Annotated in this window: 8 protein-coding genes and 1 other RNA gene; all 9 read right to left on the bottom strand. The window is 63.8% G+C overall.

The window, feature by feature from the left end; genetic code table 11:
- Positions 1-1786: TonB-dependent receptor plug domain-containing protein (locus ABIV12_RS14800; protein ID WP_348060664.1), on the bottom strand; the 1786-nt coding region annotated here is incomplete at its 3' end.
- 119 nt (positions 1787-1905) lie between these two features.
- Entirely contained in the window at positions 1906-3456 is a 1551-nt protein-coding gene (locus ABIV12_RS14795; RefSeq protein ID WP_348060662.1) for a choice-of-anchor Q domain-containing protein, read from the bottom strand.
- Positions 3457-3565: 109 nt separating this feature from the next.
- Positions 3566-4210: a ribose-5-phosphate isomerase RpiA gene (gene rpiA, locus ABIV12_RS14790; protein WP_348060660.1), complete on the bottom strand. Its 645-nt coding sequence runs from the start codon at positions 4208-4210 to the stop codon at positions 3566-3568.
- 46 nt (positions 4211-4256) lie between these two features.
- Entirely contained in the window at positions 4257-4718 is a 462-nt protein-coding gene (locus tag ABIV12_RS14785) for an EVE domain-containing protein (protein WP_348060666.1), read from the bottom strand.
- A gap of 105 nt (positions 4719-4823) precedes the next feature.
- Positions 4824-5423, bottom strand: a complete 600-nt coding sequence (locus ABIV12_RS14780; RefSeq protein WP_348060658.1) for a 5-formyltetrahydrofolate cyclo-ligase — start codon at positions 5421-5423, stop codon at positions 4824-4826.
- 55 nt (positions 5424-5478) lie between these two features.
- Positions 5479-5666: non-coding RNA, 6S RNA (gene ssrS / locus ABIV12_RS14775), on the bottom strand.
- A gap of 19 nt (positions 5667-5685) precedes the next feature.
- Positions 5686-5976, bottom strand: coding sequence for a cell division protein ZapA (locus tag ABIV12_RS14770; RefSeq protein ID WP_348060656.1), 291 nt, complete (start codon positions 5974-5976; stop codon positions 5686-5688).
- A 25-nt stretch (positions 5977-6001) separates the two neighbouring features.
- Positions 6002-6220 (bottom strand): TIGR02449 family protein, encoded by a 219-nt coding sequence (locus ABIV12_RS14765; protein ID WP_348060654.1) that lies wholly within the window; start codon positions 6218-6220, stop codon positions 6002-6004.
- A gap of 77 nt (positions 6221-6297) precedes the next feature.
- A partial coding sequence (locus ABIV12_RS14760; protein ID WP_348060652.1) for a bifunctional diguanylate cyclase/phosphodiesterase occupies positions 6298-7418 on the bottom strand: 1121 nt, incomplete at its 5' end.

Raw genomic sequence — 7418 nt, 5'->3', positions numbered from 1 at the left:
TCATCACCGTGTCGCTCCATCGATAAGCCGCCTTCAACGAGCCCGACCATTCATCCTCGGACAACGTCTGGTGTGTACGTCGCCCGTCAAACAGCGGGTTCGACCATGGCAGGCACAGGTATCCGATTACCGTCGGCACGACGTTGGCAAGATACGCGGCCGGAACGCCTCGGGCAGCCAGTGCCGCAGCAACAGCAGCGGGATTGCCGAGGGCTGCGCCGCACGCGTGCCCACCGTTCGGATTGTCGTAGAACGAATCGACATCCTTGGTCTGGTGCGTGAACCGGGCTCCTGCTGTCAGTGCAAGGGCATCGGTCGCATGGAACGTGACGTTGCCGAAGGCGGCATGGCTCTTCGCGTCCTGCGTCCAGCGATCATCGGTCGCCTGCCCCGACAATGCCGCGCCGAACGGCAGCCCAGTGGCGTGTGACAGGAACGACGCAGCACCGCTGGTGTCGACGAGGCCGACAGGAAACGCCGCCGCGATGTTGTTCAACAGTGCAATCGACAGATAAGGCTCATAGGCCGGACCCAGCGTGATCGCGTCATCACGCCTCAGGTGTTCGTTGTCGAAATACAACCCGCCCATCCAGTCGACGCGTCCGCTGGTTCCTGCGAGCCGGAGTTCCTGGCTGAAGGTGCGGAACTTCACGTCGTTCTGACCCGGGCCGAATCCGCGATACCACAGATCGGCGCCGCTGTAGTCGAGGTCGGACGAACTGATGCCGTCCCAGTCGCGCACACTGGTGATCGACGTCAGCGTTGCGTGATCGAACCACGGTGTGTTCCAGTTGACCTCCACCGAGAGGCCCTTGTCGGTGACGTCCTGCTCGGTGCCCCGATTGCTGTACACGAGCCGCTGCGACGGATCCGCCACCGCAATCACTCCATTGCCCCCGGCGAGTGCATTGACGATTGCAGCGGCCGGTCCATTGAACGTGGTCGCGCCGGTGCAGCAGTTTTCGTCGCGATGGGTGTAGTCGCCGATGATCAGCACGTCCAGATCGCTGGTCGGATTCAACAGCAGCTGTGCGCGCAGCGAATGGAAGTCCTGGTCGCCGTCGTCACGTCGCGCGCGCGGACCGACGCCAGGATCGACGTCGTTGAAGCCCGAGTGCTCGCGATCGACCGCGTAGACGCGAAACGCTGCATTGTCGCCAAGCCGGTTGCTGTAACCGGCAGCAATCCCGAGCTGGTCATAGTTGCCTGCGGTCAGGTCGACATAGCCTTCTTCGGTCATCGATGGCCGTTGCGTTGTGACGTTGATGATTCCCGCGGACGTGTTCTTCCCGAAGAGCGTGCCTTGCGGACCCTTCAGTACTTCGATCTGCCGGATCTCGCCGAGATCGCCGAACGCGACGCCGGTGCGCGCACGCTGGACACCGTCAATGACGACGCCGACCGACGATTCGAGACCCGGATTGTCGCCGACCGTGCCGATGCTGCGGATGCGTGCAGTGGTCAACGTTTCCGCGCCTGTGCTGGTGACGCTGAGGTCGGGCACGAGGATCTGCAGATCCTTCAGATCGCGCACGGTCGCATCCTTCAGTGTCTGCGCGTTCAGCGTGACCATCGTGACCGGGACGTCCTGCAGGTACTCCACGCGTTTTTGCGCGGAGACCTGGATTTCGCTCAACGTGGTGGCCTGGTCGGCATCGCCCGGCGTCCCGATTCCATCAGGTGCGGCCGCGTCTGCAGCGATCGCTCCCACGCAGACGACGATACCGAGCACGGTGAAGACCGCCCGCGCCACGGCATGCCCGCGTTGATGATGATGTGTTGTCATGTGCCCCCCTTCCGCTGCGGACTCTCGTTCCTGCGCAGCGTTGCGTCAATGGGGCATCGTTGGACAGACGCGTCGGGGCATCGTCAAGCGTGCATGCGCGAGCTCTGTCGGACGAGTCGTCAGCGCTGGCGCCGCGTGTGGGAGGCGAACGGCACGCTCACGCGGGTGCGAACCATCGCCAGACTTCCGAGCAGCATTGCCAGCAGCGCGCTGGCCAGCAACGAGAATGCGGGCACCGCTCGCACGTCTCCGGCGTCCGCCGCGGGCTGCAGTTCGAATGCGCCGATGTCCGCGGCTGCGCCCTGCACGCGTTGGTAGCCACTGCCACGCTGATCGAATGGACCCCCTGCAGGATTCGTCCCTGCGTCGATCGCGGCGCTTCCGGGGAGTAGCGCACGTGTGCGCGTCGGCCCGCCGTTGGATGCCAACGGCGCGAGTCGCGGGTCCGCTTTGATCGTATCGTCGGGCAGCACGATGCCCGGATTGCTGTGGCCGACCAGATTGTGATCGCCGGCAAACACGATGGCCGGCGCGTTGGTTTCGAGATTGGCAAACGTGTCGGCCGAAGACGTGTTGCCGGCGACGATACTGCTGTTCATCAACGAACCGGCAATGCCGATCCACACTCCGCCGCCGCCGCCGTTCGCATGGTTGCCGGCGACAGTGGCGCTGTTCAATTCAATCGTCGAAGGCCAGCGCATCAGGAATCCTCCGCCGATTCCGTTCGCCGCGACGTTTCCCGAAATTGTGCTGTTGGCGACTGACACCGGATTGAACGCGGCGACGCCACCGCCCCGTTCCTGGCTGTAGTTCGAATCGATGGTCGAATCGATGATGGGGCCGCCGACGACGGTGACGAGCGCGCCGCCAATGTCGTAACTCGACCGACCGGGATTCACGTCGTGGACGGCGCGGTTGCCCGTCACCGTGCTGGCATTCAACGCCATCGAATACACGAACGCCCCGCCACCGAATGCCGCGGTCCCCGCCGCCGGGTGAACGCCCTTCGCGACATTGCCGGACAGTGTGCTGTCGAGCATGGTGAGCGAGTAGGCGTAGATACCGCCGCCGTAAGCTCCTTCACCGCCCGCGTAACAACCGCTTACTTCGGCGTGGTCGAGCGTCATGTAGCCGGCCGACGCGACACAACCGCCGCCGGCGACATCGAACCCGGTTTCCCGGTTGCGACCGTTGCGGATCGACAGTGACTGGAACGTCAGCGCGCCTCCACGCGGATGAAGGAACACGCGGTCGGCGTGGTTGCCGTCGATCACCTGGAGCGAGCGGCCCTTTCCCGTCAGCGTCAAGCTGTCGACCGGAATCTCGATTGCGCCGGTTGTCAGCGTGATCGTCGAACACGCGAGCTGCCTCAGGTCGACCATCGACCCGTCCACGGCATTCCTGATCGTTTCGCGCAGGCTGCCGGGGCCGTCGTCCTCGCAGTTGCCCACCAGCAGCGTCGGCGCGGCCACGATGGATGGCGGCGTACGCGCCACCATCAGTTGCGGAAAAATGCGTCGCGCCGGATCGGTTCGCAGGCGGATCCACGAGGTGTCGGCGGCGCTTGCACCCAGTGGAACCACACCGGCGAGAACGATCGCAGCCAATCCCGCGGCCAGTGGATTGCGTGCAAGCGCGCGAGCGTTTGAATCACGGGTCACGCTGAGCATGCACATCCCCAGGTCAGCACACGATCGCGCGCTCGATACACATAGAAACGCGCAGCGAACCCCGGAGCGGACACGCGTATCGATCGAGTGATCGCCCGCAGCAGGCGTTTCAGCGCATTTCCTCGGAGCCAATCAGCACGATGTCGGCCGGGCGTTGCGCGAACAGCCCGACCGCAACGACTCCGGCAATCTGGTTCAGGGTTTGCTCCAACTCCACCGGCGCCTTGATCGCCAGACCATGCACGTCGAGAATCCAGTTGCCGTTGTCGGTGGTGACGCCATCGCGCCAGACGGGCTGGCCACCCAGCTTCACGATCTGCCGCGCAACGTGGCTGCGCGCCATCGGAATCACTTCGATCGGCAGCGGAAAGCGGCCGAGCACATCCACGCGCTTGGCCGCATCGATGATGCAGACGAAGATCTTCGACGCCGCTGCGACGATCTTCTCGCGCGTCAGCGCCGCGCCGCCGCCCTTGATCAGGCATTTGTGCGCGTCGCATTCGTCGGCACCGTCGACGTACAGCGCCAACTCGCCCGCCGCATTCAGGTCGAGTACGTCAATACCGAGACTCTTCAGCTGCCGAGTCGACTGCTCGGAACTGGAAACCGCGCCTTCGATCGAGTGCTTTCGCTCAGCCAGCGCATCGATGAAATGCGCGACTGTCGATCCGGTGCCGACGCCGACGATCATGCCGTCTTCGACATAGCGCAGGGCGGCGCGCCCCGCGAGCCGTTTTTGCTCGTCTTTCGTCATCGTGTTTTCCTGATCGTCCGGATGCGCGTGGGCACCGACCCGCGGTTCATGGTTTGTTCTCAAGCGAGAGGATGAAGGTCCATTGCGACTTCGTCACTGGCAGAATCGACAGTCGATTGCCGCGGCTCGTGAGTGCGAATCCCTCAAGGCGCGGTTGCGCCTTCAGTTCGTCCAGCGTCACCGTCCGTTTGAATTTTCGCTTGAACGCGACGTCAACCAGCATCCACCGCGGGTTCTCCGCCGTGCTCGCCGCATCGAAGTAAGGGCTTTTCCGCTCGAACTGGGTCGGATCGGGATACGCGGCGGTTGCCACCGTCGCGACGCCGACGACGCCAGGTTCGGCGCAACTGGAGTGGTAGAACAGCACGCCATCGTCGACCTTCATGCCGTCACGCATGAAGTTGCGCGCCTGGTAGTTGCGCACGCCGCTCCATGGTTCCGTCTTCGCGCGTGCGAGGTCGTCGATCGAGAAGACATCGGGTTCCGACTTCATCAACCAGTAGTGCATGAACGCAACCGCGACAGGATGGACGCTCGATGGTAGCAGTCCCACCAAGCGGCACCAGCGCAAGAATCGCGCGGCCCGGCGATCGCCGGCGCATGAGCGGCAGCGCTAGGGTGCGCAGTCGATGAGGGCACGTTCCGTTGCAATGTGGTCGAGTCGCACGTCCCACGGCATTGCGTCGATCTGTGCGACTTCCTGCATCGCATAGGCAATTCCGACCAGCAGAGGGCTTCCGGGCGCACGGCGATCGCGCAGGAAATCGAAACTGCGATCGTAGTAGCCACCGCCAAAGCCAAGCCGATGACCGCGCTGGTCGAAGCCGAGCAGTGGCACCAACACCACGTCCATCTGCGCAGGCTCCAGCAAGTCGGACGACGCGCAGACCGGCTCCGGGATGCCGTAACGGTTCATCGTGATGTCGCCACCCGGACGCCACGGCCCGAACTTCAACTGCCGGTCCGCGCCGACGATTGGAAGATGGTAGACCTGGTCGCGCTGGCGCAACCCCTGGATCAGCGCGGCAAGCGGCAGTTCGCCTGCAACGGCCCAGTAGCCCGCAACGCGCCGATCGGTCAGGAATCGGGGAGCCTGCTCCAGCGAGGCGACCAGCGACTGCGATGCGAGGATGCGCTCGCCCGCCGAGAGCGCATCGCGACGCGCACGCAGCTCTGCGCGCAGTGCGGCGCGCGGATCGGCGGCGTCAGTCATCGAAGTGCGCGCTCGGGAACGTCACGGCGCGCGGCGGCTGCGGCATCAAAAAGAGACGTCCTCCGCCAGTGTCGGTGCGCATCGAACGACCTTGATCCAGAGGGATCAGGTGGGAGGGCTGACGGACCCGTCAGGCTTTCCGCACGGGGCGGACATGCACACAGGGTTTCGCTTCGCTATCCCGGGTCGTCAATAGGAACAAGGCAATATGTAAGAGTGCGCTGCCGGGCACCGCAGAGGACGCCTGGCGCCATTGTAATGATCAGGCGAACGCGCGTTCAAGCTTTGCATTCAACGCTTGCAGTTTCTCGGCCAACTGCGTTGCATCTTTCGAGCCGAGTCGGCGTTCGTTCAGCAGTTCGTGGCTGATGTTCAGAGCAGCGAGAATCGCGATGCGATCGAGTGTCGCATTGCGCGAATTGGTACGCATGTCGCGCATCTTGCCATCGAGGTAGCGAGCCGCCTCGAGCAGGTTCGGCCGTTCTTCCGCCGTGCACGCGATCAGCACCTCGCGATCGAGGATGTTGATGGCCACCGGTTCGCTGGTGCTCATGCCGCGGCGTCCTTGTCCGAAATCGTCATGCGCTGTTCTGCTCGAGCGACTTGAGACGCATGATCATCGCCTCGACACGCGAGCGCGCCTGCTCGTTGCGCGCCATGAGTTGAGCACGTTCTGTCGCCAGCTGTTCCTGGCTGTGGCGCAGGCTGCGGTTCTCGTCCTGCAGCGTGCGGCACAATTCGAGGAGTCGATCGAGGCGTTCCCCGATGGTCTGCAGACTTTGTTCATGCGCGCTCATGGCGCCGAATATAGCGGGAATCGGCGGGCGGAAACAGCGAATCGGAACGGTCTGCGTGGAAGCGGCGCGCGCGACAGCTAGCCGCCACCGTCGAGCACCAACTGACGCCTTTGCGCATGCTCGCGCAGAAACGCCAGACACTCGTCGGGCGGCAGTGGAACCGCAAGCCAGTGGCCCTGGATTTCGTCGCAGTCCTGTTCGCGCAGATATTCGAGCTGCTCGATGCGTTCGACGCCCTCGGCCACGACATTCAGGCCCAGGGTGTGTGCCATCGTGATGACGGTCGCGGTGATTGCTTCGTCGTCAGGATCGGTGGTGAGGTCGCCGACGAATTCCTTGTCGATTTTCAGCGTGTCGATCGGCAGGCGCTTGAGATAACTGAGTGACGAGTAGCCGGTGCCGAAATCGTCGATCGCCAGCGTGACGCCAATCGCCTTGAGCCGACGCAGCGTCGTGATCGACTGCTCGGCATTCGCCATCACCATGCTCTCGGTGAGTTCCAGCTCGATCAGGTTGGGGGGCACGTCGTGCGCTGCGAGGACATCGCACAGCCGCTGGATCAGGTCGCCGCGCAGCAACTGTGCCACCGATACGTTGATCGACATGCTGATGTCGCGGATACCGAATTCGCGCCACTGCGCAAGTTGCGCACACGCTTGCGCAACGACCCAGTCGCCAATCTCGATGATCAGCCCGGTTTCCTCGGCGATGGGAATGAACACGCCCGGCGAAACATTGCCCAGATCGCGGCTGCGCCAGCGCAGAAGCGCCTCGACGCCGGTGATGCGTTCGTCCAGCAGTGACAGTTTAGGCTGGTAGACCAGCGAGAATTCATTGCGCTCCAGCGCCTTGCGCAGCGCTGCCACCGTCGTTGCGCGCAGACGTGCGGCGGCGTCCATCGCCTCGGTGTAGACCTTGTAGGTCTTGCGACCGTGATCCTTGGCCTGGTACATCGCGGTGTCGGCGAACTTCAGCAGGTCGGTCGGCACCTGTCCGTGGTCCGGATAGAGGCTGATGCCGATCGATGGCGAGATCACCACTTCCTGGCCATTGTCGAGCTCCAGGGGCTCCTCGAACGCGGAGATGATCTTCTCGGCGATGCGTTCGGCCTCGACGCTGCCATCGATGTCCTCGAGGACCACGGTGAACTCGTCCCCGCCCAGGCGCGCAACGGAGTCGCCCTCGCGCACGACGTGGC

This window comes from Dokdonella sp. (assembly GCF_039926425.1).
In the GTDB taxonomy this organism is placed as follows: Bacteria; Pseudomonadota; Gammaproteobacteria; order Xanthomonadales; family Rhodanobacteraceae; genus Dokdonella_A.
Note: the sequence above shows the minus strand (reverse complement) of the source record. Positions and strands in the feature narration are given on the sequence as shown.

Coding starts and splice junctions, on each gene's coding strand:
- ABIV12_RS14795 (WP_348060662.1), bottom strand. CDS start 3,456: ATGCTCAGCGTGACCCGTGATTCAAACGCTCGCGCGCTTGCACGCAAT.
- rpiA (WP_348060660.1), bottom strand. CDS start 4,210: ATGACGAAAGACGAGCAAAAACGGCTCGCGGGGCGCGCCGCCCTGCGC.
- ABIV12_RS14785 (WP_348060666.1), bottom strand. CDS start 4,718: ATGCACTACTGGTTGATGAAGTCGGAACCCGATGTCTTCTCGATCGAC.
- ABIV12_RS14780 (WP_348060658.1), bottom strand. CDS start 5,423: ATGACTGACGCCGCCGATCCGCGCGCCGCACTGCGCGCAGAGCTGCGT.
- ABIV12_RS14770 (WP_348060656.1), bottom strand. CDS start 5,976: ATGAGCACCAGCGAACCGGTGGCCATCAACATCCTCGATCGCGAGGTG.
- ABIV12_RS14765 (WP_348060654.1), bottom strand. CDS start 6,220: ATGAGCGCGCATGAACAAAGTCTGCAGACCATCGGGGAACGCCTCGAT.